We start from the raw sequence: 23797 nt of genomic DNA, 5'->3' as shown, positions 1-23797 counted from the left end.
CAGTCTAGCGGGGGGCTTCCGAGGGGAGCATCAGGACGCCCGAGAGGGCCGGATCGGTCAGGGGCATCAGCGTGTCCAGCCACAGCGAGCGCCGTACCCCGTCGCGCCCGGTCCATGCCACGCGCACATGGACCGCGCGCAGCGGCAGCAAGTCCGGGCCGGGCTGAGCGAGCGCCTCGGCGTCGGTCGCGGACAGCCCCTCGGCGTCGAAGACGGCATCCGGCCCTTCCCAGGTCAGCGCGGGGGCCGGGGCTTCTGGTCGCCAGCGCCAGCGTTCCAGTTCATTGCGGGCCAGGCGCAGACCCTGGTCGTGGTGACGGCTGGCATCGGCGGCCATTCGCAGCCGGACCTGGAGCGTCATCAGTCCGGCCGCGCCCATGGCCAACAGGAGCATGACAAGCAGGACCTCGATCAAGGTGATCCCGCGCGGGTGGGGCGGATTCGGGCGTGTCATCGCGTCGAGGTCCAGCCGCCGGGCACCGGCAGGTAGCTGCCCATCTGCCGGTGGATGCGATAGAGCACCGCGGCGTCGTGGGTCGGCGTGACCTGCTTGGCGAGATCGATGCGTCCCTCGCTGATCAGCGCCCCACGCCAAGAGCTGCCCAGGTTCGCGGGCGGGTGCCAGGTGATGCCGTCGCGCGCGAACAGCAGGCCTTGCGCATGTCCGGGCGCGGACAGCTCCAGCCGCCCCTCGACGATCAGCACCAGCGGGGTGCCATCGAGCACGCCCTCGGGCCAGCGCGCGAGCCGGGCATCGCCCTCGATCCAGAGCAGTCGCCGGCCTCGCGCCAGCGCCTGGGCCAGGACCGCCTCGCAGTCGTCCCGGCAGCGCAGGCGCGTCACCGCGGGCTGGCTGCGGTAACGCGCCGGCGGCATGCCGAAGTGCTGCGAGAAGCTGTCCGGCCCCTCGACCAGGGCCGTGGGCGGCGGTCGGCGCAGCGCGCTGAGCAGCGCGAGGTGCTGCGCGGTCTCGGCCTGGCCGACGGGGCCTTCGCTGAGGTCGTCACAGTCCCGCCGCCGGTCGCTGCATCCACGGGCGATCAGCGTGAGCTGGCCCGGAGCGCCCGCGTCAACGAAGCGGAGGCTGAACCGAGGCTGGTCCCGCGGACCCTCCTGCGTATCCGGCGGCGACGGGGGCGTCCCCTCGATGCCGGCGGAGGGCGCACCCGCATCCGCGCCGGGTCCGCATCGACAGCTCCAGCGCAGTGGGGCGATGTTGGCGCAAGCCGGTGGCTCGCCCGTCGTCGGTGGTGCCCGGAAGTGGCCGTCGGCGCCGAGTTGCAGGAATCGATGGCGGAAGTCCGTCGCGTCCCGGGGCGCCGCGGCGCCCACCGAGGAGGCGGATCGGCAGTGGTCGTCGATCAGTCCGGCATTGAGCATCGCCACCGCCCAGGCCAAGCCCGCCTCGGCGACCTCGAAGGCGACCGCCGCGCGGTGGTCGTTGGCCGAGACGCGTTGGGCCGTCGTCAACTGGCGGGCGGCCCAGGCCGCGCCCAGCGCCAGGACGCCGAGCAGGACCGCGCAGACCGCCAAGGTGCCGAGGCCGCGTTGCCGACGGCGCCGCTCCGGACGCCCGCGCGCCGGGGCGCTGCAGGCTGGACGGGTGTGGGGAGGGCGGGGCGGGTTCATCGACAGGCTCCAGTGAGGACGACGTTGCGCAGCAGGCCGCGCACGGTCAGGCGATGGCGGACGCGCGCGTCGTGGGCGGCCTCCGCGTCGAGGATCAGTTCGACCTGGCGGCTCAGGAGCGCGGGGCCGCAGGGCCCGGCACCGCAGCCGCTTCCGCCTCCGCTTCCGCCTCCGCTTCCGCTTCCGCTTCCGCAGACGTCGGTCAGATCGCGCTTGAGCGATGACACGCGGACCTCGAAGTCGCGCACCCGCAGCAGCGCCGGGTCGGTCACCGGCTGGTGACGTCCGGCGATGAGCTGGTCGATCCGACCCTCGTTCAGCCGAAAGCCCGAGGTCTCGCGGACGCTGTCGCCACCGGGGACGCTGCCGTCTCGCGCGAAGCTGTAGGAGACGCGCTGTCCGGCGTCCTCGAGCATCAGGTCCGCATAGGGATTGGGCTCGGGCGCGGGGCCGTCCAGCCGCCACACGCCCTCCGGACTGCGGTCCCAGAACGCGGCGCGACGCAGGTCCCGCAGCATCAGCTCGGCCGTGCCGCGCAGCTCCTGCTGCACCTGGGTCTCCAACTGAAGCCGGCGGTGCTCGCCCAACTGGACGCCGGCCATCACCAGGGCGCCGGACATCAGCATCAGGCTGATCGCGAGCGCGGTCATGAGTTCGACGAGCGTGAAGCCGCGAAGGCAGCGCCGCGCGGGCGGTGGAAGTTGTCGGCGCATGCGGACGGCCCTCACCGTGGCCAGCAGGCGTCGGCCTGCTCGGCGCCGCGATCGTCGAACGCGGTCAGCTGGATCTCGCCCGCTTGCATGCGCAGGGCCAGCACGCGACAGCGCCGGTCGCTGGCCTGGCTGCCCTGCGCCTTGGCCTCGATCGCGTAACTCGTCGCATCGGCGTGGACGATGCGCACCCGGTACAAGCTGCTGGGCGTCGTCGCGGGGCGATCGAGTGGCTCGAGGCGATCGGCATACCGCGGGTGGCTGGCCCGATGACGTTCCTGCGCCAGCTGCACCGCGAGCAGCGCGTCGCGGGCCTCGGCGCGGCGGCCCTGCAGGACGCGGTCGCGGAAGGTGGGCAGCGTCAGCACGGCCAGCACGGCCACGATCGCGAGCACCGCGAGCAGCTCCACCATCGAGAACGCTCGCGCCCGGCTCCGGCTCCGGCTCAGGACAGAGGAGGGGCTGCGGATCATGCGCACCTCGGCAGGCGGTTGAGCGCGGCATCGGGCGTGCAGCTGCGCACCCGGCCGGTGATGCCCACGACATGCCGCACCGAGCCGATGCCGGCCATGTGCACTTCCACCGTGCCGGCCACCGACACGGTGCCCTGCCGGCCGCTGAACAGCATCGATCCGACGTTGGACAGCACCTCCGCCTGACCGCGCTCGCGTGTCCAGCGCATCTGCTTGATGGCCTGCGCGCCCGGGCCGCATTGCGGCGGCGCGTCCATGCGGCAGCCGCAGCCGCCCAGCGGTCCGGTGTGCAGCACGTAGCAGCGGCCGCTGCCGAGCAGCCCGGACTCGTCGCCGCCGAATCGCAGCGTCACGTTGCGCGCGCCTTGGATGGCCTCGCTGCGCGCGAGCTGCAGGTCCCCGAGCACCGCCCGCGCCGCGTTGTCCAGCCGCTGTCGCCAGAGCCAGTCGCGCAGGTCGGGCCCGGCCAGCAGGGTCACCACCGCCACGAGGGCGACGCAGACGAGGATCTCGATCAGGCTGTGGCCCGGCGAGGTGGAGGCGACATCACGGAAAGAAGGCACGACGAATCTCCCGAAGAGTTGCCAGGAACTCTAGGGAGACACGCCTCGCGGCGCTTCGCCTTCAGGTGGGAAGAACCGGCCCGCTGAAGGGGGCCGGCCTTTGGGGGATGAACCTGACAACGACGTCAGGTTCGGCGCCAGATCCGGCGCCTTCAGCGACGCCGGGCGCTCAGATGTCCCGGATCAGCTGGCGGAACTCGTCGACGTCCTCGAACGAGCGGTACACCGACGCGAAGCGCACGTAGGCGACCTTGTCGATGCGCTTGAGCTCGCGCATCACGTGCTCGCCCAGCTTGGTCGAGGGGATCTCGCGCGCGCCACTGCTCAGCAGCTTCTCCTGGATGCGCTCCAGCGCCGCGTCGATCTGCTCGATGCTGACGGGCCGCTTGCGCAGCGCCAGCGTCATCGACGCGCGCAGCTTGCCCATGTCGAACTCGGCCCGCGTGCCGTCCTTCTTCACGACCATGGGCAGCGCGATCTCCGCGCGCTCATAGGTCGTGAATCGCTTGTCACAGGACTGGCAGCGGCGGCGGCGACGCACGACGTCGCCCTCGTCGGACTCCCGGGTCTCGGAGACCTGCGTGTCGCCGTGACCGCAGAAGGGGCAACGCATGCGCCGCGGGCTCCGCTCAGCGGTAGACCGGGAACTGACGCGTCAGCTCGGCCACCTGGTCGCGCACGCGGGCCAGGTTGGCCTCGTCATGCGGGTTGTCCAGCACGTCGGCGATCAGGTGCGCGGTCTTGCGGACCTGCTCTTCCTTGAAACCGCGCGTGGTCATCGCCGGCGTGCCCAGGCGGATGCCGCTGGTCACCATCGGCTTCTGCGGATCGTTGGGGATGCCGTTCTTGTTGCAGGTCATGTGGGCGGCGCCCAGGATGGCCTCGGCTTCCTTGCCGGTCAGGTTCTTGGGGCGCAGGTCCACCAGCATCACGTGGCTGTCCGTGCCGCCGGAGACGATGCGCAGGCCGCGCTCGATCAGCGTCGTGGCCAGCACCTTGGCGTTGGCCACCACCTGCTGCTGGTAGGCCTTGAACTCGGGCGTCAGCGCTTCCTTGAACGCGACGGCCTTGCCGGCGATCACGTGCATCAGCGGACCGCCCTGGATGCCGGGGAAGATCGCCGAGTTGATCTTCTTGGCGATCGCCTCGTCGTTGGTCAGGATGATGCCGCCGCGCGGGCCGCGCAGGCTCTTGTGGGTCGTCGACGTCACCACGTCGGCGTGCGGCAGCGGGTTGGGATAGACGCCCGCGGCGATCAGGCCGGCGTAATGCGCCATGTCGACCATGAAGTACGCGCCGATCTCCTTGGCGATCTTGCCGAAGCGCTCGAAGTCGATGCGCAGCGAGTACGCCGAGGCGCCCGCGATGATCAGCTTGGGCTTCTTCTCGCGCGCCAGCGCTTCCATCGCGTCGTAGTCGATCTCTTCCTTGGCGTCCAGGCCGTAGGAGATGACGTTGAACCACTTGCCGCTCATGTTCAGCGCCATGCCGTGGGTCAGGTGACCGCCTTCGGCCAGGCTCATGCCCATGATGGTGTCGCCGGGCTGCAGCAGCGCGAAGAACACGCCCTGGTTGGCCTGCGAGCCGCTGTTGGGCTGCACGTTGGCGAACTCGGCGCCGTAGAGCTGCTTGAGGCGGTCGATGGCCAGCTGCTCGACGATGTCCACGTATTCGCAGCCGCCGTAGTAGCGCTTGCCGGGATAGCCCTCGGCGTACTTGTTGGTCAGCTGGCTGCCCTGCGCCTCCATCACGGCCGGCGAGGTGTAGTTCTCCGAGGCGATCAGCTCGATGTGGTCTTCCTGGCGCCGGGTTTCCTGCTGGATGGCGGCGAAGACTTCGGCGTCGACGTTGGCGAGGGTCTGTTGGGTGCGGTCAAACATGATGATGTCGGCTCAAGGGTTGGTGCCGCCCGGCCGGCGACGCAACGGCGCGGTCAGGATCGACGCGGCGTTGGATACCGGAACGACGGCGGCCCAGGCGAACGGCACGGACAGCCGGGGGACGTTCCCAGCCGCTCGCGCTTCCCGGTGGTGACCCACCTCGGGCGACGCCTGGTCGGTGAAGGAATCATCACCGGCAGGGCGCCCTGATCGCCAGTTGCGCGAAGCGTGCAGTGTAGCCGCACCGGACCGGGGCACGGCGCAGCCGCCGGCAAAGCCGCGTCCCCCATTCCGGGATCGCCTCGGATCGTCTCGGGATCGCCTTCGCCAATGAAAAACGGGCCCTTGCGGGGCCCGTTCGGAGGAGCAGCGCGACGACGCGATCAGCGCATCGCGGCCGTCATGGCGACCTGCTCGCCGGTGGGGGCGGGCGCGGACGCCGGCTCTCGGATGGGGCGCGGCGCGGACGGGCTGACGTTGCGGCCCTGGACCACGGCCTTGAGCAGGTCCTGCTCGGCCAGCACGCGGCTGGCGTAGCCGGTGTCGTCGGGCAGGTTGGCCGCGCCGACGTAACGGCGCAGGCCTTCCTCGAGGCTGCCGGCGCGCTGGATGCATTCCTTGAGCACCTGCACGCCCACGCGCAGGTTGGTCACGGGGTCGAAGGCGGCCAGGTTGCCGCCGAAGGCCTCGTACTTGTCGTCATGCACGCGCGTCATGACCTGCATCAGGCCCTGCGCGCCGACGGCGCTCTGGGCGAACGGGTTGAATCCGGACTCGATCGCCATGATCGACAGGATCAGCGTGGGTTCCACGCGGGCGCGCTGGCCGACGTCCCAGGCTTCCTTGACCAGGCGGCTGACGGGCTCCGGCGCGACGCGGTAGCGGCGGGCCAGGTAGTTGGCCACCAGCGCCTGCTGGCGGGTCAGCTCCTTGGGATCGACCGCGGTGGCGCGGGTGATCGCCTCGGGCTCGGCCATCAGCGCGAGCACGTCGCCCGACGCCTCGACGCGGGCCTCATGACGGGCGTTGAGCCATCCGAGCACCTGCCCTTCGAGTTGCTGGCGCAGGTCGGCCTGGCTGGCGAAGACCAGTCCGACGGCGACCACGGCGAAGCCTACCAGCGCGAGCGTGTTGTGGCTGACGACCAGGAGACCCTGGCCGATGTCCTTGATGAAAAGCACCAGGGCGGCTTGCGCCTGGCGGGGCAGGGATAGCAGATGCGAACGCGCTGTCATGCGACTCCTTTCTCCGACCACACCCGTCTTCCGCCTGGCGAGCCGCATGAAGCGTTCACTCGCCGGACAGGGGCCAGGGGGTGGCGATAATGGGCCGGTTCGGGCGTCGTCGTCGGCTCGGAGGGCTCTCAGAGGGCTCCGGGCGCTTGTGACGGCTGACGGGCGATCCAGCGTCCATTGGCAGCGGACCGGCTTCACCATCCCAAGGTGAAGACCGGGATAACCCTGGGGATCAGGGCAGGCCGCGATTCTATGGATCAAAAATAACCCGTCAACGGTATGGGCCTTCTTCTTAAATACTTTTGGTTATGAAGTACCGAGATCTGCGTGACTTTATGGGCGCTTTGGAGGGCATGGGCGAGCTCCGGCGCGTGGCCGATCCCGTGTCGCCGGTGCTGGAGATGACAGCCCTGAGCGACCTCGTGCTGAGGGCGGAAGGTCCCGCGCTGCTGTTCGAGCGCCCCACCGGTCACCGCATGCCGGTGCTGGCCAACCTCTTCGGTACCCCGAGACGGGTGGCGCTGGGCATGGGGGCCGAGTCGACCACCCAATTGAGGGAGGTCGGCCACCTGCTGGCCAGCCTCAAGGAGCCGGAACCGCCGCGCGGACTGCGCGATGTCGGCAAGCTGGCGCAGATGGCGAAGGCGCTCTGGGACATGAAGCCGTCGCTGGTCAAGAAGCCGCTGTGCCAAGCGCAGATCATTGACGGAAACGATGTGGATCTGAAGCAGCTCCCTATCCAGACCTGCTGGCCGGGCGACATCGGTCCGCTGCTGACCTGGGGCCTGGTGGTGACGCGCGGACCGCAGTCGATCGCTCAGCCCCGGCTGCGGCAGAACCTCGGTATCTATAGACAGCAGCTGATCGGCCGGAAGCAGCTGATCATGCGCTGGCTGGCCCACCGCGGCGGTGCCCTCGATTTCCGCGACTTCGCGCTCGCGAATCCGGGACAGCCCTTCCCGATCGCGGTCGCGCTGGGTGCCGACCCGGCCACGACGCTGGGCGCGGTGACGCCGGTGCCGGACACGCTCTCCGAATACCAGTTCGCCGGCCTGCTGCGCGGCTCGCGCACCGAGGTCGCGGACACGAGCGTGGGCGAGGCGGGCCGCATGCTGCAGGTGCCGGCGACGTCCGAGATCGTGCTGGAGGGTCACATCCCGCCGGCCGCGCCGGGGTTCACCGGCCACAGCGAGGACGGCATTCCGCTCAAGGAGAAGGGCGGCTATCTGCACGCGCTGGAGGGCCCGTACGGCGACCACACCGGTTACTACAACGAGCAGGACTGGTTCCCTGTCTTCGAGGTCAGCCGGATCACGCAACGCGAGAACGCGATCTACCACTCGACCTACACCGGCAAGCCGCCCGACGAGCCGGCGGTGCTGGGCGTGGCGCTGAACGAGGTGTTCGTTCCTATCCTGCAGAAGCAATTCCCGGAGATCGTCGACTTCTATCTGCCGCCCGAGGGCTGCAGCTACCGGATGGCGGTGATCTCGATCAAGAAGGCCTACCCGGGGCACGCCAAGCGGCTGATGTTCGGCCTGTGGAGCTATCTGCGCCAGTTCATGTACACGAAGTTCATCGTGATCGTGGACGAGGATGTGGACATCCGCAGCTGGCAGGACGTGATCTGGGCGATCACCACGCGGATGGACCCGGTGCGCGACACGACGCTGGTCGAGGGCACGCCGATCGACTACCTGGACTTCGCGTCGCCGGTCAGCGGGCTGGGCGGCAAGATGGGCCTGGACGCGACCAACAAGTGGCCCGGCGAGACCACGCGCGAATGGGGCCGGATCATCGAGATGCCCGCGGAGCAGAAAACCCGCGCGGCGGATCTCTATCAGCGTTTGTTCGGGGGCTAGGAATGCCCTGATTTCTAGGGGGCGCGGCTTGAATAGCCCGGACGGCCCATCTAAGGTTGTCAGGCCTTTCCGGCACTTCCTCTGGCGCAGTCTCTGCGCGCCAGGAGCCCTGCGGCAGATAACCGCGGAGCCCCAAAGGCGGCTGGTCCGCCACACCCCTCCCGACCGGGCTGCCCGGCGAGGAGGGGTTTCTGCTTCTGGGGTTCTGGCATGAGCCGCCAGCCGTCGAGGACCCTCAATGTCCGGCGATGTAGCCCAGCCATTCGTAGCCCAGGTAACGCGCCCGCGCGATGCCGTCCTGGGAGGGGAGCAGGTCGCGCCAGTCATACCCGGGCAGCGGCAGGCCCAGCGGCGCGGGGATGATCTCCACCTCGGGCGGAAGCGCCTGGCGGAAGGCCTGCAGCGCGCGGCGCATGTGGACGTCGTGGGTGACCAGGACCACGCGGCGGACCGGACGGTCCTTCAGCAACGCGGCGGTGAACTGCGCGTTCTCGCGGGTGTCGGTGGCACGGTCCTCGATCGCGGCCAGCCGGAAACCGAATTCGAGCGCCGCGGTGCGCTGCGCCAGGCCCGCTTCGGTGTAATCCTCATTGGGCATGGCGCGCGGGGCGCCGCCGGTGAACATCACCGGGATGCCGGTCTGGCGCGACAGCCAGATGCCGTAACGGAGCCGCTCGATGGACAACGGCTTGAGCTGCGCGCTGCCGTACTCGGGCATGAGCCGGCGCGCGCCGGCGCCGAGCACGACGATCATCGCGTCCGGCGCCTCATTCGGCTTGGGCTTGAGCGCGGCGACGTTGACCGCGTGCTGCCGGCCGAGCAGCCGATCCTGCAACCAGGTGGCGCCGAGTTCGGTCGAGCCGACCCACACCGAGAGCAGCCCGATGGCGAAGAGCGAGCCGGCGAGCCAGCGATGGCGCTGACGCCACCACCAGGCCAGCAACAGCAGCGGGAAGGCGCCCGTGGGCGGCAGCAGGAAGGCCGCGACCGCGTGTATCAGGTCGTTCATCGGTCGCCGGGGACGGTGTCAGGTGTTGAGGCCCGCCAGCATAATCAGCTTCCTTGACGACTGGACCGGTTTCACACCGGCTTTGCCCGTGTTCTTCTCCGCTCTTCCCGTCTGGCCCCGCCGCGTGCTGCGCGCGATCGTCGGCCTCGTGCTGGCGCTGGTCGTGGTGCTGATGGTGGCCTGGGTCGCGCTGCCGATGTGGATCGAGCGCGCGGGCACGCGCCTCGCGTCGGAGCAGCTCGGGCGGGCGGTGACGCTGGAGCGGGCGAGCTTCACGCCGTGGCGGCTCGCGCTGACGCTGGACGGCTTGCGCATCGCCGGTCCGACGGCGCAGGCCCCGGCGCTCTTCGAGGTCCGCCAACTGCGCGCGGTGCTCTCGCCACGATCGATCCTGCACTTGGCGCCGGTGTTGTCCTCGCTGACGGTGACCGAGCCCACGGTGCGTGTCGCGCTGCTGCCCGAGGGCAAGACCGACCTGGACGACATCCTCGCGCGGCTGGCCGCCGCGCCCAAGGCGCCGCCGTCGGCGGACGACGGCCCAGCCGAGGCCGCGCTCTACAACATCGAGATCACCGGCGGCGAGCTGCGCGTGGACGATCGCGCCGCGGGCATGGTCCATGAGCTGAAGTCGCTGCAGCTGGGCATTCCCTTCCTGTCGACGCTGGACGCCGACGTGGAGGTCCATGTGCAGCCGCGCCTGTCGGGCCGGCTCAATGGTGTCGGATTCCAGAGCGAGGGCCAGGCCCAGCCCTTCGCCGACACCCGCAACGCGAGCATGACGGTCAAGCTCGACGCGCTGGACCTGTCGGCCTACCGCGCGTACTGGCCCCGGACCTTGCCGATGCGGCTGGCCAAGGGGCTGGTGGACACGCAGCTGACGGTCGATTTCAGACAGGCGCCGAAGCAGGCGCCGGAAGTGAAGCTCAGCGGGCGAGCCGCGGTGCGCGAGCTGTCCCTGCAGCGCCGCGCGGGCGCGGCCGGGGACGCCGACGCGGGCTGGGAGGACTGGCTGCGCTGGCAGGCGCTCACGGTGGACCTGGCCGACGTCCAGCCGCTCAAGCGTCAGGTGCAGCTGGGCGCGATCACGCTCAGACAGCCCGAGCTGCTGATGGGCCGCGACACCCAGGGGCGGCTGTGGCTGCCGGAGATGGGCTCGGCCTCGGTCGCGCCGGCGGCGAAGGCGACCACGGGGTCCGCCTCCGCGCCCTGGCGCGTCAGCGTGAAGCAGTTCGTACTGGACGGTGGCCGCGTGGGCTGGACCGATGAGACGTTGCGACCCGCGGCGTCGTGGGCCGTCGACGCATTGGCGGTCAAGGCGTCCGGACTGAGCTGGCCGCTCGCGGCCCAGGCCGCGCCGGTGGAGATCGCCGCAAGACTTGGCCCCGTCGGCCCCAACGGCGCCAAATCCAGCGCCGGCCCCGCCAGCCTCAGCGGCAAGGGCAGCCTGGGTGCGGCGGGTGTCGCGCTCGACTGGGCCTTGAAGGACCTCGACCTGGAGGGGCTCGCGCCGTACCTGAAGGCCGCGACGCCGCTGTCCGTGCAGGGCAGCTTCGCCACGCAGGGCGCGGTGCGCGCCGGGCCGAACGGCGAGAACCTGAAGCTGTCGCTGAAGGCGCTCAGCCTGGACGGCCTTCAGCTGCGCGACGGCAAGACGGCGGTGCTGGCGCTCAAGCAGGTGACGCTGAACCAGGCCGAGGTCGCGCTGGATCAGCATCAATTGACCGCGGGCCGGCTCGCGCTGGTCGCGCCCAAGGCGCAACTCGGCCGCGACAAGGCCGGGCGCTGGAGCTGGGAGGCCTGGACGGGAACGGCGCCGCGCAGCGTGACCGCCGGAGCAAGCGGGCAGGGCGGGCAAGGCGGCCGTGCTGCGAATCGCGGCGCACCGACCGCGCGCGGCGATCGCCTGACGCTGGATGCGCCGGAGCGTCCGGTCGCGACGGCACCGCCGGCCGCCGCTTCGACCACCACTTCGGCCACCGCTTCGGGCCCCGCAGCGCCCTGGTCCGCCCGCATCGCCGAAGTGGCCGTGGAAGGCGGCGAAGCCACGCTGCTGGACCTCGCCACCCATGTGCTGGACGACGAACCCGCACGGCCCATCGGCGTGCAGGAGCTGGCGCTGAAGGTCTCGGGCATCGACTGGGACGGCCGCCAGCTGCGCAAGGCGCTGCCGACGCAGCTCAGCGCCACGCTGCGCCGCCCCGATGCGAAGAATCGCAACGCGCGCGAGGTGCCTCGGCTGCGCTGGGACGGGCAGCTCGCGCTGGCGCCGCTGCGCGTGTCGGGACGGCTGGGCGCGGAGCACCTGCCGCTGCACTGGGCGGACCCCTACCTGGATCCGTCCATCGGCATCCACCTGCAGCGCGCGGAGGGCACCGTGCGCGCCAACCTCGAGTTCACCGAGACGCCCAAGGGGCCGTCGGTGCGCGCGGGCGGTGACCTGCTGATCGCCGACCTGCGCCTGCGCCAGGCGCGGCTGCAGGAGGGACGCCGGCGCTCGGCCGAGGACCTGCTGAGCTGGCAGGGACTGAAGCTCGGCGGATGGCAACTGGCGCTGGCGCCCGGCGGCGCGCCCGACATCAAGATCCAGCAGGCGGTGCTGGACGAGTTCTACGCGCGGCTGATCATCAACGAGCAAGGCCGGCTCAACCTGCGCGACCTGAATCAGACCGAGCAGGGCCAGGCGGTGGCGGCCGTGGCCGGTGCGCCTGCGGCGTCGGCTCCGGTGGCCACGACCGTGGCGCGGGCGACCTCGGCCCCGGTGCCGTCCGGTCCGTCGGCGGCAGCGTCTGCGGCGGCCGGCGAACCGCCGCTGCGCATCAGCATCGCCGAGACGCGCCTGAACGGCGGCAAGGTCGACTTCAACGACCGCTTCATCAAGCCCAACTACAGCGCCAACCTCAGCGAGCTGACCGGCACGTTGGGCGCGTTCTCGGCGGGCTCTCCGGCGATGGCGCCGCTGCAGCTGCGCGGCAAGGTCGAGGGCACCGGGCTGCTGGACATCAGCGGGCAATTGAATCCGAGCGGCGCGCCGCTGGCGCTGGACATCACCGCCAGCGCCACCGACATCGAGCTCGCGCCGCTGTCGCCCTATGCCGGCAAGTACGCCGGTTACGCGATCGAGCGCGGCAAGCTGTCCACGCGGGTGCATTACGAGATCGAGCCCGGCGGCCGGCTGCAGGCCGACAACAAGATCGTGCTGAACCAGCTGACCTTCGGCGACCGGATCGACAGTCCCACGGCCACGAAGCTGCCGGTGAAGCTGGCGGTGGCGCTGCTCAAGGACAGCAACGGCGTGATCGACGTGAACCTGCCGGTGAGCGGCTCGCTCAACGATCCGGAGTTCAGCGTCGGCGGGCTGGTGGTCAAGCTCATCTTCAACCTGCTGGGCAAGGCGCTGACGGCGCCGTTCTCGCTGCTCTCGGGCGGCGGCGGCGCGGAGATGAGCCAGCTCGAGTTCCAGCCCGGCACCGCCGCGCTGCAGGCGGAGGCCGCGAAGAAGCTCGACCCGTTGACGAAGGTGCTGACCGACAAGCCCTCGCTGCAGCTGAGCATCACCGGCTGGGTCGACCCCGAGGGTGAACGCCGCGCGGCGCAGGCCGCCCGGCTCGAGGATGCGATGGTGGCCGAGCGCCGCCGCGAGTTGCGCCGGGCCGCGGTGAGCTCGACGGTCAGCTCGACGGCGAACACGGCGGTGAGCCCCGCGGCCCCCGGTGCTTCCGTCCCCGCCGGCCTCACCGCTTCCGCCGAGCCCGCGCCGGTGGTGCTGGACGACGCGCAGCGGGCGCGGCTGCTGAAGGTGGTCTACGACAACGCCAAGCTGCCCAACAAGCCGCGCAACCTCATCGGGATGAGCAAGGACATCCCGGCCGAGCAGATGCGCGCGCTGCTGATGGACAGCTACGTCGTCACCGACGAGCAACTGCGCGAGCTGGCGCTGCAGCGGGCGGTGGCGGTGCGCGACGCGCTGATCGCGCGCGGCGTGCCCAACGCGCGGATGTTCCTCGCCTCGCCCAAGCTGCATGCGAAGGGCGATGGGCGCGAGCGCGACGATGACAAGCCCTGGCAGCCGCGCGTCGACTTGGCGCTGAGCGCACAGTGAGCGCGTCCTGAACGGTCGCCGGACCGGGCAGGGCGCCCTTGATGCCCGATGATCCGCCCGCATGTGAAGCGGCCTTAGGAACCACGAGGACTTGCCATGACGACCACGCCCAACCCTGTGACCCTTGCCCCCGGTGAAGACCTGATCACGCTCGGCGGCGGCTGCTTCTGGTGCACGGAAGCCGTGTTCCTGCGCGTGAAGGGCGTGCGCTCGGTCGAGTCCGGCTATACCAACGGCGAGGCCGTGCAGCCCAACTACGAGCAGGTCTGCTCGGGCCGCACCGGCCACAACGAAGTCGTGCGGGTGCGCTTCGACACGAGCGCCGTCAGCCTGGAGGACCTGCTGCAGGTCTTCTTCACCATCCACGATCCGACGACGCTGAACCGCCAGGGTGCGGACGTGGGCACGCAATACCGCTCGGGCATCTACTACTCGCGCCCGGAGCAGCTCGGCGTGATCCGCCAGGTGCTGGACGAGGCGCAACGCGCGCATGGCGGCAAGGTCGTCACCGAGGTCCAGCCCGAGCAGAACTACTGGCCCGCCGAGGCCTATCACCAGGACTACTTCGCGCAGCATCCGGAGCAGGGCTATTGCGCGTTCGTCGTCGCGCCCAAGGTCGACAAGTTCGCGCTCAAGTTCAAGAGCCTGATCAAGGACGAGGCAGCGAGCTGATGACGGGCGGGGAGGGCCGCGACGGCAGCGAGGGCAGTGGGAGCCGCGCGCCAGCGATCTCGCTGCAGGGGCTGCTGCATCGGTACGCCGCGAGCGACCGGCCGCTGGGCTTCCCCGACTTCGACCTGCCCGCGGGTGGACACCTGCTGCTGCGCGGCGCGTCGGGCAGCGGCAAGAGCACCCTGCTGGCGCTGATGGCGGGCCTGCTGACGCCGAGCGCGGGCCGCCTGCTGCTGGACGGCGTGGACGTGGGCGCGCTCGCGCCGGCCGCGCGCGATGCCTGGCGCGGCGCGAGCCTGGGCTTCGTGCCGCAACGATTGCACCTGAGCGCGTCGCTCACCGTGCGCGACAACCTCGCGCTGCCTTACGTCGCCGCCGGGCTGAAGCCTGACGGCGCGCGCATCGAGGAGGTCCTGGCCGCGCTGGGCGTCGCCGAGCTGCTGGACCGCCGGCCGCATGCGCTCAGCCAGGGCCAGGCCCAGCGGGTCGCGCTGGCGCGGGCGCTGCTGCGTGCGCCGCGTTTCGTGCTCGCCGATGAACCCACCGCCAACCTCGATGACGAGGCCTGCGACGCAACGCTGGCGCTGCTGCGCCGCGCGGTCGAGCAGCAGGGCGCGAGTCTCGTGATCGCCTCGCACGATGCGCGGGTCGAGGCCGCGTGGGGCGGCTGGGCCGAGTTGCGGCACCTGCGACTGCCGCGCCGAGATGACGGCAATGAAAGCGATCGCCGCGATCGCAGCGGCGCCAGCAACGGCAACGGCAACGCGTCTGCCGCCGGCGAAGGAGCCACCGCATGAGCCGCGCGGCGCTGAACCTGCCGCGGCTGGCGTGGCGGTATCTCTGGGCGCGTCCGATGGGCACGGCGCTCAACCTGCTGCTGCTGAGCCTGGGCCTGGCGGCGATCGGCTTCGTCGTGCTGGTGAGCGAGCAGCTCGAGCGCGGCCTGACGCGCGACCTGGCCGGCATCGACCTCGTGGTCGGCGCCAAGGGCAGCCCGATGCAGATCCTGCTGGCCGGTGTGTTCCACCTGGACCAGTCCACCGGCAACATCCCGCTGGCCACCGTCGCGCAGCTGCGCGCGCAGCCGCTGGTGGCGCAGGCGGTGCCGATCTCGCTGGGCGACAGCTTCCGCGGCTCGCGCATCGTCGGGACGACGCCGGCCTATCTCGAGCTGCAGGCGCTGACGATCGCGCAGGGACAGCGCTGGACGGCGCCGATGCAGGCCGTGCTGGGCGCCGAGGTCGCGCGCACGGCCGGGCTGACACCGGGCGACCGCTTCCATGGCACGCATGGCCTGGCCAGTGGCGGCGAGGCGCACGAGCACGCCTATGAGGTCACCGGCGTGCTCGCGCCCACGGGCGGCGTCGTCGATCGATTGATCCTCACCGACCTCGCGTCGGTGTGGGAGGCGCATGCCGCGCATGGTCACGGGGCTCATGAGGACCACGAGGACCACAAGGGCCAGGAGGGCCAGGAGGGCCATGAGGCCCACGAGGCCCACGAGGACCGAGAGGTGAGCATGGTGCTCGTGCGTTATCGCAGCCCGCTGGCGGCGGTGATGCTGCCGCGCTGGGTCAACGCGCAGGCCGGCCTGCAGGCCTCGGTCCCGGCGCTGGAGACCGCGCGGCTGCTGAGCATGGTGGGAGTCGGCGTGGACGTGCTGCGCGGCTTCGGCGGGGTGCTGCTGCTGGCGGCGGCGCTGTCGGTGCTGGTGGCGCTGCTGCACGCGGTGCGCGAGCGCCAGGGTGACCTCGCCATGCTGCGCATGCTCGGCGCCACGCCCGCGCGCGTGGCGGGGCTGATCGCGCTGGAATCGCTGATGCTGGCCGCGCTGGCCACGGTGCTGGCGCTGGGGCTGGCGCATGCGCTGACCGGGGCGCTCGGGGCGGTGCTCGCGCAGCAGCAGTCGGTGCGGATCTCCGGCATGTGGTGGTCGCCGTGGGAGGCGCTGGTGCCGGCGCTCGCATTGGGCCTGGCGCTGCTGGCCGCGGCCTGGCCGGCGTGGCGCGGTTACCGGCTCGACGTCACCGAGCTGCTGCAGACGCCGCGCTGAACCCGTGCACAATGTCGGGCTTCACGTGGCCTTGAGGCTACGTTCACGCCAGGTTCCGCTCAGTCCCACCCACCTCGCACGTACCGATCACCCGATGGCCGCTCGTTCCTTCCTCGCCTTGATCGCGCTGAACGCCGCGGCGCTGGCCGCGCTGACGCTCGCCAGCGAGCCGGCCCGCGCGCAGGCAGCGTCCACGGCCGCGCCGATGGCGATGGGCTCGGGCCCCGGTTATCACGATCCGCGCAGCCCGTTCAAGCCGCTGCAGGAAGTGGAGGGCGTCGTCAGCTGGAGGCTGCTGTCCTCGGTCACCGTCAAGGCGGACAAGAGCAAGGTCATCCCGAGCTTCCCGAACGGCGTGCTCGCGCTGGACAAGCGCACGGTCAAGGTCCAGGGCTTCATGATGCCGCTGGAGCCGGGCGACAAGCAGAGTCACTTCCTGCTGTCCTCGGTGCCGACGAGCTGCTCGTTCTGCGTGCCCGCCGGTCCGGAAGGGCTGGTCGAGGTCCGCAGCAAGACGCCGGTTCGCTACACGCTGGACGTCGTCACGGTCGAGGGCCAGATGGCTGTGCTCAACGACGACCCCTACGGCATGTTCTACCGCGTCACGCAAGCCACGCCGGCCTCGCCCGCGGCGCGCTGAGCCCGACGCCGAGCCCCTCATCGAACGCCCATGACGCGCTCCTCCGCCCTGACCAGCACCCGGCCGCATCGCGGCTGGCGCGGCTGGCGCGGCTGGATCTGGCTGTGCCTCGTGGCGCTGTTGGGCTTCCAGGCGCTGGGGCTGGTGCACCGCAGCCTGCACGGCTCGGGCGGACATCCGTCGCGCGTCGCGGCCGCCGTTTCGACGGCGCTCGCGCAGGCGGCCGGCGAGGACACGTCCTCGCTGAGCTTCGGCCATGCGGCCGGCACGCCGGACTGCCAACTGCTCGACCAGCTCAGCCACGCGCTGGGCCCGATGGTCCAGGCCTTCGCCTGGACCGCTCAAGCGCCGGACATCCCCGCCGGCGTGGACCAGCCGCACGACGCGATGCTCGCGCAGCTGTGGCGCAAGGGCGCGCGCGGTCCGCCGCAGGCCTGACACCTCGATCCTTTTCCCTTTTCCGCGTCCGGTCCGGACGCCGGCCCGCCGCATGACGGCGCGACCGGTGCCGGCCCGGCACAGGCGTTCGCGCACGCGGGATCCCGAATGCATCTGATCGCGCCGCGGTGCTCGACCGCCGGCGCTCGAGAGTGTCCCCATGGCCAAGAAGCCCCTGTCTCCTTTCCTCCTGTCCCCGATCTCCCTCGCCCTGGCGATGGGCGCCAGCACTGTCTGGGCCCAGCAGGCGCCCGCCGCTGATTCAGCAGCCAATGCCGGCGCGAATGCCAATGCCAATGCCGATGCCACGGCCAACGCCGACACCGCCTCGGGCGGCGCCGCCCGGCCGCACAAGCACAAGCTCGACGCGGTCATCGTCACCGGCAATCCGCTGAGCCAGCGTGAGCTGGCCGCGCCGGTGCAGGCGCTCAGCGGCGACGCGCTGACGCTCAAGCGCGGCGCCAGCCTGGGCGACACGCTGGACGGCCTGGCCGGCGTCGGTTCGACCTACTTCGGCCCCAACAGCAACCGCCCGACGATGCGCGGCCTGGATGGCGATCGCGTCCGCATGCTGAGCAACTCCGGCGCCTCGGTGGATGCCTCGAGTCTGAGCTTCGACCATGCGCTGCCGGTGGATCCGCTGGTGCTCACGCGCGTGGAGGTGCTGCGCGGCGCTGCGGCGTTGCAGTACGGCGGCAACGCGATCGGCGGTGTCGTCAACGCGATCGACAACCGCATCCCGCGCCTCGCGCAGCCGGGCCTGAACGGCGCGGCCGAGCTGCGCCTGGGCGGCGCGGCCAATGAACGCGGCGGGGCCGTGGTGCTCGACGGCGGCAGCAACGCGTTCGCGTGGCACGTCGATGCAGCCGACCGCCGCGCGGACGATCAGCGCGTCCCGCGCTTCAGCAACGAAGACGGATCGAGCACCCATGTGCGCAACTCCGATGCCCACGGCCGCAGCGGCGCGGTGGGCGGCTCGCTGCTGTTCTCGCAGGGTTATGCGGGTGTGTCGGTCGAGGACTATCACAACGAGTACGGCGTGACCGTCGAACCCGATGTGCGCATCCAGATGCAGCGTCAGCGCATCGCGACCGCCGGCGAATGGCGCGATCCGCTGCCGGGCCTGGCGCGTGTGACCTGGCAGTTCGCCAGCAGCCGCTACAAGCACCAGGAAGTCGAGGGCAGCGGCGAGATCGGCACCGTCTTCGAGTCCGACGGCAAGGACGGCCGCGTCGAGGCCACGCACACGGCCGTCCAGGGCGCGTGGGGCTCGGTGCAGGGCGTGCTGGGCTGGCAGTGGGACCAGAGCGACTTCTCCGCCCTGGGCGAGGAAGCGCTGGTGCCCGGCACGAAGACGCGATCGAACGCGCTGTTCCTGATCGAGCAGTTCCGTTCCGGGCCGTGGAGCCTGCAGGCCGGCGCGCGCGCCGAGCGCGTGAACGTGGCCTCCACCGGCGGCGATGAGGAGCGCTTCGGCGATCCGCTCACGCGGCGCTTCAGCCCGAAGAGCTTCTCGCTGAGCGGGGCGTATGAGCTGGGCAACGGCTTCAGCGTGTCCAGCAACCTGAGCAGCAGCCAGCGCGCGCCGACCTTCTATGAGCTCTTCGCCAACGGCGTGCATGTGGCCTCGGGCGCCTACGAGGTGGGCGACGTGAACCTGGGCCTCGAGCGCGCCAAGGCGGTCGACCTCGGGCTGCATTGGAAGCAGGGCGACGCGAAGTGGAGTGTGCAGGTCTACCAGACGCGCTTCGCCAACTACATCGCGCTGGACGCGAGCGGGCGCAGCATCGACGAGGTCGGCGAGGACGGCGGCATCGAGTCCTTCCCCGAGTACCTGTACCGCGGCGTGCGCGCGCGGCTGCGTGGCGTGGAGATCGAGGGCCGTCAGCCGCTGCCGTCGGTGGCGGGCTGGGGGCTGACGCTGGGCACGACCGTGGATGTGGTGCGCGGGACCAACCGCGACACCGGCGAGGCGCTGCCGCGGCTGGCACCGGTGCGGGGGAGCGTGTCGCTGCAGGCCGAGCGCGGCCCGTGGCTGATCCAGGCGGAGCTGCGGGGCGCGTTGCGCCAGGACCGCGTGCCGGCGCTGGACACGCCTACGGCGGGTTACGGGATCGTGCGACTGAACATCGCGCGGCACTTCGACATCGGCAAGCTGGACGCGATGTGGTACGTGAAGCTGGACAACCTGGCCAACAAGCTGGCCTACAACGCCAGCAGCGTGCAGACCATCCGTGAGCTCTCGCCGATGCCCGGCCGCAGCATCTTCGCCGGCGTGCAGGTCAAGTTCTGATGGAACGGTGGGTGGTGGTCAGGGGGCCAACCGCTCCCGCACCCACTGCCCGCCGTCCAGCCGATACACCAGCCTGTCATGCAACCGGGACTTGCGCCCCTGCCAGAACTCCCAGCGCTCCGGCACCAGCCGGAATCCACCCCAATGCGGCGGTCTCGACGGATTCAGCCCATGCTGGGCCGCCGCCTTCGCCGCGTTGGCCACCAGGACCGCTCGTCCCGAGATCACCTGGCTCTGCGGCGAGGCCCACGCGCCCAGCCGCGAGTCCAGCGGCCGCGACGCGAAGTACGCATCCGACTGCGCCGCGTCGACCCGCTCGACGCGGCCCTCGATGCGCACGACGCGCTCGAGCTCGACCCAGTGGAACTGCAGCGCGGCGAACGGGTGTTCCGCGAGCTCGCGGCCCTTGCGGCTGTCGTAGTTCGTGTACCAGACCAGCCCTTGCTCCTCGATGTCCTTGATCAGGACGATGCGGGTGGACGGCCGGCCGTCCGGCCCCACGGTGGCGAGGGTCATCGCGTTGGGTTCGGGCACCTTGGCGTCCAGCGCCTGCTGGAACCAGGTGCGGAACTGGCGCAGCGGCTCATTCGCGGCCAGGTGTTCGTCGAGCTCGTCGCGTTCGTAGCTCTTCCGAAGGTCAGAGAGTTTGTCCATCTTTCGGAGTATCGGGCGAATCCTTAAGTAAAGCTCCCACTCGTGAAACTCCGGGTGGGAGCGATTTCAGCCCACAGGCATGCTTGCCCACATCGAGAGCCGCGCCGCAGAAGCCGGCCCCAGTCGGGATCGGGACCAACCCAGAAGGAAGTACCCATGAATCAGCGACGACCCGCCGTCGTCGTGCTCGCGGCAGGGCGCGGCCAGCGCTTTCGCGGTGAGGGCCACAAGCTGGAACAGGTCTTGGACGGGGAATCGGTGCTGGCGCTGACGCTGCGCCAGACGATGGCCTCGGGCCTGCCGATGCTGGTGGTGACCTCGACCGCGCTCGCGCCCCTGGTCCGACGCCACGTGGCCGCACGCGACATGCTGGTGCTGCCGGACCAGGACCGGCTGGGCCGCCCCGCGCCGCTGGGCATGGGGCATTCGATCGCCGCGGGTGTCGCCGCGACCGGGGACGCGCCGGGCTGGCTGATCCTGCCTGCGGACATGCCCCGGGTGCGCGCCAGCACGCTGGCCGCCGTGGCGCAGGCCCTGGAACGCGATCCGATCGCCTACGCGCAGCATCGCGGCCGCCGCGGCCACCCGGTGGGCTTCAGCGCGGAGCTCTTCTCCGAGCTGACCGGCCTGCAGGGCGACGAGGGCGCGCGGCGCCTGCTCGCGCGCTATCCGGCCCAGGCCGTGGAGGTCGACGACCCAGGTGTGCTGATCGACGTGGACACCGTCGAGGACCTGCAGCGCCTGAAGATCGATCCCGCCATGCCCCGAGCCGGCGACACCAGCCTGCGCTCGATCGGGTGATCGAGGAACTCCCTCGCCCGCGAAGCGGGAGAGGGCGGGGGTGAGGGCTCTTCGAAGGCCACCGTGCCCTCACACGAGCCCTCACCCCAACCCCTCTCCCGCTGCGCGGGCGAGGGGCTTCAAGGGCCGTGGCAGTGCGGCCCGAGGTTCAGAGCCCGTGCTGCCGAGCCAGCGCCAGTTGCCGCTCCAGCGCCCGATCCCGGATCCCATGCTCGCGCAGGCTCGCGACCGCGCGTTCCAGGTAATCCAGCGTCGTCCCGTACCGGCCACGCGCGTGACGCAGGATGTGCAGCAGGTGCTCATCGGGCAGCTCGCCCGCCCAGCCCGGGCTGCGCCGCGACAGCGTGAACGCCAGCGCCTTGCGCACGCCCAGCCCGTCCGCGCACTGGCAATCGATCCAGCGCGGCACGTAGGTCCCGACGACCATCTCCCGCAGCCACAGCCGGCGCAGCGTGGCCTCGCTCTCACTGGGCTCGACCCGGTAGAGCAGCCCGCGGCAACTGCCGCCGGACAGCAGCGTCATCACCAGGCCGGGCTGCTCGGCGCTGCCGCGGTTGACCAGTGAGCGCAGCCGCAGCGCGCGGTGATAACCCTGGACCTTCGCCACCAGCGTCTGCGCGGGCTCGAAGCCGGGGTTCCACATGAGCGAGCCATAAGCGAACATCATGAGCCCGTGCTCGCGGTCCCATTGGCGCTCGGCCACCGACAGCAGGGCTTGACTGTGCGCGGGAAGGTCTTCCAGCCGCGCGCCGGCCAAGGGATCGTGATTCATGGCGGAATGCTGCCACAGGCACCGTGGCGGGGCGGGCATGTGGTCTGCCGCGCCGGGCGAGGGGCAAACCTGTTTCTGTAACCCGCTTGTACCCGGGAAACGCCGCTTGGAGCGTCGTCTGACCTCCGGGACGTGTAATATGGTTACCAATCTAACCCTGGCCGAGTTACATCGGCAGTCGGCATGAACAAGACGCTTCTGGACGTCACGGCGCGCATCAAGGCGCGCAGCGCCGCTTCGCGCGAGCGTTACCTGGACCTGATCGAGCGCATGGCGGGCCGCCAGCGCGGCATCCAACGCCTGGGCTGCGCGAACGTCGCGCACGCGGTGGCGGCGATGCCGGCCAATGACAAGCTGCGCATCGTGGCCGAGAAGGCCCCGCACCTGGGCATCGTCACGGCCTACAACGACATGCTCTCGGCGCACCAGCCCTACGAGGGCTACCCCGCGCTGATCCGCGACGAGGTCCACCGCCAGGGCGCGACCGCGCAGGTCGCCGGCGGCGTGCCGGCGATGTGCGACGGCGTGACGCAGGGCACGCCGGGCATGGAGCTGAGCCTCTTCTCGCGCGACACGATCGCGATGGGCACGGCGGTGGCGCTGTCGCACGACGTGTTCGATGCGGCGCTGCTGCTGGGCATCTGCGACAAGATCGTGCCGGGGCTGCTGATCGGCGCCTTGCACTTCGGCCACCTGCCTTGCGTGTTCGTGCCGGCCGGGCCGATGAGCTCGGGCCTGTCCAACAACGACAAGGCCAAGGTGCGCGAGCTCTACGCGCAGGGCAAGGTCGGCCGCGACGAGCTGCTGCAGGCCGAGTCCCAGGCCTATCACGGCGCGGGCACCTGCACCTTCTACGGCACGGCCAACAGCAACCAGATGCTGCTCGAGGCGATGGGCCTTCACGTGCCTGGCGCGGCCTTCGTCCACCCGCATGACGGGCTGCGCGAGTCGCTGACCCGCGAGGCGGTGCGCCAGGCGCTGAAGATCATCCCGCAGCGCGACTACACACCCATCGGCCGCATGGTCGACGAACGCACCATCGTCAACGCGATGGCCGCGCTGCTGGCCACGGGCGGCTCGACGAACCACCTGATCCACTGGGTCGCGGTGGCGCGCTCGGCGGGCATCCTGATTGACTGGAGCGATTTCTCGGAGCTGTCCTCGGTCGTGCCGCTGCTGGCGCGGGTCTATCCGAACGGCAGCGCCGACGTGAACCAGTTCCAGGCCGCGGGCGGCCCGGGCTTCGTCATCAAGGAGCTGGTCGGCGCGGGTCTGATGCACGGCGACGTGCTGACCTCGGTGTCGGGCCAGGACCTGAACGCCTTCGGCCGGCTGCCGCGCCGCGCCGAGGACGGCTCGGTGACCTGGCAGGACCTGCCGGCCCGCAGCAACGACGAGGCCGTGGTGCGCTCGGTCGCGGCGCCGTTCTCGCCGACGGGCGGGCTCAAGCTGCTGGCGGGCAACCTGGGCCGCGCGGTGATCAAGGTCTCGGCGGTGCCGGAGGACCGGCACACCGTCGAGGCGCCGGCGCGCATCTTCGACAGCCAGGAGGCGATGCAGGCCGCGTTCAAGGCCGGCGAGCTGGAACGCGATGTCGTCGTCGTCGTGCGCTTCCAGGGCCCGCAGGCCAACGGCATGCCGGAGCTGCACAAGCTGACGCCGCCGCTGGCGGTGCTGCAGGGCAAGGGATTCAAGGTGGCGCTGGTCACGGACGGGCGCATGAGCGGCGCGTCGGGCAAGGTGCCGGCGGCGATCCACGTCAGCCCGGAGGCGCTGTCCGGCGGACCGCTGGCCAAGCTGCGCGATGGCGATCTGGTGCGCGTGTGCGCCAACAGCGGCGAGCTGACGGCGCTGGTGCCGGCGGCGGAATGGGATCGGCGCGAGCTGGCGCGGATCACCGACGACGCGGTGCTGGACAACGGCGCCGGCATGGGCCGCGAGCTGTTCGCGGGCATGCGGCGCAACGTGACGACGGCGGAGGAGGGCGCGGTCACGTGGCTGTGAGGCTGCGGGA

21 protein-coding genes and 1 riboswitch are annotated in these 23797 nt (G+C 70.9%); of the genes, 10 read left to right on the top strand and 11 right to left on the bottom strand.

Translation table 11 applies throughout. From position 1 onward, the window contains the following. Positions 1-4: 4 nt before the first annotated feature. From ACNI65_RS14580 to ACNI65_RS14545, 8 genes are all read right to left on the bottom strand, one after another. Positions 5-454: a prepilin-type N-terminal cleavage/methylation domain-containing protein gene (locus ACNI65_RS14580; protein WP_416757534.1), complete on the bottom strand. Its 450-nt coding sequence runs from the start codon at positions 452-454 to the stop codon at positions 5-7. Next, positions 451-1629: a PilX N-terminal domain-containing pilus assembly protein gene (locus ACNI65_RS14575; RefSeq protein WP_416757533.1), complete on the bottom strand. Its 1179-nt coding sequence runs from the start codon at positions 1627-1629 to the stop codon at positions 451-453. Before ACNI65_RS14575 ends, ACNI65_RS14580 begins: the two co-directional genes overlap by 4 nt. After that, complete coding sequence (locus tag ACNI65_RS14570; protein ID WP_416757531.1) at positions 1626-2342, bottom strand: PilW family protein; 717 nt, start codon at positions 2340-2342, stop codon at positions 1626-1628. Before ACNI65_RS14570 ends, ACNI65_RS14575 begins: the two co-directional genes overlap by 4 nt. A gap of 11 nt (positions 2343-2353) precedes the next feature. After that, positions 2354-2812 (bottom strand): type IV pilin protein, encoded by a 459-nt coding sequence (locus ACNI65_RS14565; RefSeq protein ID WP_416757529.1) that lies wholly within the window; start codon positions 2810-2812, stop codon positions 2354-2356. Beyond that, a complete protein-coding gene (locus ACNI65_RS14560; protein ID WP_416757527.1) occupies positions 2809-3375 on the bottom strand; it encodes a pilus assembly FimT family protein in 567 nt (188 codons plus the stop codon). The genes ACNI65_RS14565 and ACNI65_RS14560 overlap by 4 nt, the downstream gene beginning before the upstream one ends. A 169-nt stretch (positions 3376-3544) precedes the next feature. Further along, entirely contained in the window at positions 3545-3988 is a 444-nt protein-coding gene (gene nrdR, locus ACNI65_RS14555) for a transcriptional regulator NrdR (protein WP_183479216.1), read from the bottom strand. A gap of 16 nt (positions 3989-4004) precedes the next feature. Next, on the bottom strand, positions 4005-5255 hold the full coding sequence (glyA, locus tag ACNI65_RS14550) for a serine hydroxymethyltransferase (RefSeq protein ID WP_416757525.1): 1251 nt from the start codon (positions 5253-5255) through the stop codon (positions 4005-4007). 84 nt (positions 5256-5339) lie between these two features. Beyond that, a riboswitch (ZMP/ZTP riboswitch) is annotated at positions 5340-5486 on the bottom strand. 152 nt (positions 5487-5638) lie between these two features. Beyond that, positions 5639-6490 carry a transglycosylase SLT domain-containing protein gene (locus ACNI65_RS14545; protein ID WP_416757523.1) on the bottom strand — a complete coding sequence of 284 codons (852 nt, stop codon included), beginning with the start codon at positions 6488-6490 and terminating at the stop codon, positions 5639-5641. Between the two features lie 308 nt (positions 6491-6798). Here ACNI65_RS14545 and ACNI65_RS14540 point away from each other — a divergent pair, with 308 nt between their 5' ends. After that, positions 6799-8352, top strand: coding sequence for a UbiD family decarboxylase (locus ACNI65_RS14540; RefSeq protein ID WP_416757521.1), 1554 nt, complete (start codon positions 6799-6801; stop codon positions 8350-8352). A 235-nt stretch (positions 8353-8587) separates the two neighbouring features. Here the strand turns inward: ACNI65_RS14540 and ACNI65_RS14535 are convergent, their stop codons facing one another. Continuing rightward, the gene (locus tag ACNI65_RS14535) at positions 8588-9361 is read right to left on the bottom strand and encodes a YdcF family protein (protein WP_416757519.1); all 774 of its coding nucleotides are present in this window, start codon (positions 9359-9361) and stop codon (positions 8588-8590) included. Between the two features lie 88 nt (positions 9362-9449). Between ACNI65_RS14535 and ACNI65_RS14530 the strand changes: the two genes are divergently transcribed. From ACNI65_RS14530 to ACNI65_RS14500, 7 genes are all read left to right on the top strand, one after another. Further along, the gene (locus tag ACNI65_RS14530) at positions 9450-13460 is read left to right on the top strand and encodes a DUF748 domain-containing protein (protein WP_416757517.1); all 4011 of its coding nucleotides are present in this window, start codon (positions 9450-9452) and stop codon (positions 13458-13460) included. 96 nt (positions 13461-13556) lie between these two features. Further along, positions 13557-14132, top strand: coding sequence for a peptide-methionine (S)-S-oxide reductase MsrA (gene msrA, locus ACNI65_RS14525; RefSeq protein WP_416757515.1), 576 nt, complete (start codon positions 13557-13559; stop codon positions 14130-14132). Continuing rightward, a complete protein-coding gene (locus ACNI65_RS14520; protein WP_416757514.1) occupies positions 14132-14929 on the top strand; it encodes an ABC transporter ATP-binding protein in 798 nt (265 codons plus the stop codon). The genes msrA and ACNI65_RS14520 overlap by 1 nt, the downstream gene beginning before the upstream one ends. Next, positions 14926-16185, top strand: a complete 1260-nt coding sequence (locus ACNI65_RS14515) for an FtsX-like permease family protein (protein ID WP_416757513.1) — start codon at positions 14926-14928, stop codon at positions 16183-16185. Before ACNI65_RS14520 ends, ACNI65_RS14515 begins: the two co-directional genes overlap by 4 nt. Positions 16186-16279: 94 nt before the next feature. After that, positions 16280-16825 carry a DUF3299 domain-containing protein gene (locus ACNI65_RS14510; protein WP_416757512.1) on the top strand — a complete coding sequence of 182 codons (546 nt, stop codon included), beginning with the start codon at positions 16280-16282 and terminating at the stop codon, positions 16823-16825. A 30-nt stretch (positions 16826-16855) separates the two neighbouring features. Then, complete coding sequence (locus ACNI65_RS14505) at positions 16856-17263, top strand: hypothetical protein (protein ID WP_416757510.1); 408 nt, start codon at positions 16856-16858, stop codon at positions 17261-17263. Between the two features lie 160 nt (positions 17264-17423). Next, on the top strand, positions 17424-19556 hold the full coding sequence (locus ACNI65_RS14500) for a TonB-dependent receptor (RefSeq protein ID WP_416757508.1): 2133 nt from the start codon (positions 17424-17426) through the stop codon (positions 19554-19556). An 18-nt stretch (positions 19557-19574) separates the two neighbouring features. Here ACNI65_RS14500 and pdxH read toward each other — a convergent pair whose 3' ends face one another. Continuing rightward, entirely contained in the window at positions 19575-20210 is a 636-nt protein-coding gene (gene pdxH, locus ACNI65_RS14495) for a pyridoxamine 5'-phosphate oxidase (RefSeq protein ID WP_416757507.1), read from the bottom strand. Positions 20211-20366: 156 nt separating this feature from the next. Between pdxH and ACNI65_RS14490 the strand changes: the two genes are divergently transcribed. Next, positions 20367-21011 (top strand): nucleotidyltransferase family protein, encoded by a 645-nt coding sequence (locus ACNI65_RS14490; RefSeq protein ID WP_416757505.1) that lies wholly within the window; start codon positions 20367-20369, stop codon positions 21009-21011. Between the two features lie 148 nt (positions 21012-21159). On the opposite strand, the gene ACNI65_RS14485 is transcribed toward ACNI65_RS14490, so the two are convergent. Then, positions 21160-21783: a gamma-glutamylcyclotransferase gene (locus ACNI65_RS14485; protein ID WP_416757504.1), complete on the bottom strand. Its 624-nt coding sequence runs from the start codon at positions 21781-21783 to the stop codon at positions 21160-21162. Between the two features lie 183 nt (positions 21784-21966). Here ACNI65_RS14485 and edd point away from each other — a divergent pair, with 183 nt between their 5' ends. Further along, positions 21967-23787, top strand: coding sequence for a phosphogluconate dehydratase (edd, locus tag ACNI65_RS14480; protein ID WP_416757503.1), 1821 nt, complete (start codon positions 21967-21969; stop codon positions 23785-23787). Positions 23788-23797: the final 10 nt, after the last annotated feature.

Source organism: Roseateles sp. So40a (assembly GCF_048081605.1).
Taxonomy (GTDB): domain Bacteria; phylum Pseudomonadota; class Gammaproteobacteria; order Burkholderiales; family Burkholderiaceae_C; genus Roseateles.
This window is presented reverse-complemented; position numbering and strand designations above follow the sequence as displayed.